The following is a 1,683-nucleotide window of genomic DNA, read 5'->3' as shown; positions in this document are numbered from 1 at the left end:
CCGACACCGAGGCGGGAGCCGACGTGGAAGGCGGTACTGACGGTGATGTGGCCGACGCTGAAGGCAGCACCGACGTTGAGGCCGGCGCCGACACCGAGGCAGGTGCCGAGGTGGAAGGCGGCGACGCGGACCTGACTGATGCGGGTTCGGTGGAAGCGCACGCCAGCGCCACGGCGGAGGTCTCCGTCAGCGTGCAGTAGTCGGTGCGCAAGACGCCAGTGGAAGGGTCCGACCCGGGCGACCGGTGCCTCGTCACCGGCCGCCCGGCTCGTTTCATGCGCGGAGGCCGGCTGTCGAGGGGGTGTGCCGATCCGGCCGAGCGAGCCACTATTTCGTGCTTTTGGACGATGGATGGCTGAAAAAAGACGACACAACCGATCTGCGGGCCGGTGCGTCGCGTATAATTTACTTTAATTCAATGATTTGAAGTCCCTTTGTGATACGAGTTCGCAATGGACCTGCCCCGGCCGCGCGGTTAGGCTATGAGCGGCTATTCATGAACACAATCCGATGCGGGCCTCGGTTAGGACGCAACCCGGTGTTTTCTCCATTTTCGATCGGGTTGACGTGGCACGCGAGCTGATCCTGCAAGGACAGAATAAGGGCGGTCAGATTGGGGGAAACCATACTCAGGCTTTCGGTCTCCGTGGAACCGGACCGGCTGCGGCTGGCCCGGTTTTCGGTGGATGCTGTGCGCGCCTTGGGCGGCAGTGTGTTTGGCGCCTCGGTGGCGCTGACACCCATGCTGGCGCGGCTGCGCAACGCGGCGGCCGAGACACCCGGCGTTCTGGAGGTCTCCCTGCGGGTCGACGATACCGAGGTGAGATGGCACTGGCCGAACGAGGGGCACCTGCTTGCGCGCCTGCCTTCTGCTCCGCCTGTCGAGCGTCTGCGGGAACTGGCGGCGGAACTTAGCAGGACCAGTGAATCGGCCGATCCGGAACTCCTGAGGCGACGGAACGAGCAATTCGCCGCCGAACTGGAGCAGGCGCGCCAGCGGGCCGCGCACGAGATGGCGGAACTGGAGGCGGACCTGGATCGCAAGAAGCGCGAGTTGCAGGCCTCAATACGCAAGGCGGAGACGGACAGTCTCACCGGCCTGCTCAACCGCGGTGCCTACGACAACCGGTTGCGCGAGGCGGTGCTGCGTGCCAGTCGTCAGGGCGAGCCCTTGTGTCTGATCCTGCTGGATCTGGATTTCTTCAAGGAGATCAACGACAGCCATGGCCACCAGTACGGCGATCAGTATCTGCAGCGCATGGCAAGTGTCATGCGCGCGAGCATTCGTGAGCACGTGGATAAGGTCTGTCGAGTCGGCGGAGACGAGTTTGCCATCATTGCCTGGGGCAGCTCCGGGGCGGCGCAAGCCATAGCCGATCGCGTATTGGTGGGGATGGACGGAAAAGTGAGTATTGGTGTCACACAACTGCGTAAGGAGGACACCCTGGATACCTTTGTCGGTCGGGCTGATGCCGCACTCTACGATGCCAAGCGCAGGGGGCGGGGACGCGTGTCCCTCGCCAGGGGGGGTCCCATGGTCATGCCGGCCGGGAACGCTTAGCCCGAATATCTCACCGGGCGGACACCGGCTACCGCACAACAGACTGAAACGTTTAGGGGAACACGTGGAAATGGCAGCAAACTTCAGCATGACAGAGTCGTCCCGCCGGAGTCCTATCGCGG

At 63.6% G+C, this 1,683-nt stretch carries 2 protein-coding genes; both read left to right on the top strand.

Annotation, left to right across the window (positions count from 1 at the left end):
- A partial coding sequence (locus B1C78_RS17695; protein ID WP_217698056.1) for a hypothetical protein occupies positions 1-200 on the top strand: 200 nt, incomplete at its 5' end.
- 413 nt (positions 201-613) lie between these two features.
- The gene (locus B1C78_RS16420; RefSeq protein ID WP_077280240.1) at positions 614-1,561 is read left to right on the top strand and encodes a GGDEF domain-containing protein; all 948 of its coding nucleotides are present in this window, start codon (positions 614-616) and stop codon (positions 1,559-1,561) included.
- The last annotated feature ends 122 nt before the right edge of the window (positions 1,562-1,683 follow it).

Origin of the sequence: Thioalkalivibrio denitrificans (assembly GCF_002000365.1) — a bacterium.
Lineage (GTDB): Bacteria > Pseudomonadota > Gammaproteobacteria > Ectothiorhodospirales > Ectothiorhodospiraceae > Thioalkalivibrio_A > Thioalkalivibrio_A denitrificans.
This window is presented reverse-complemented; position numbering and strand designations above follow the sequence as displayed.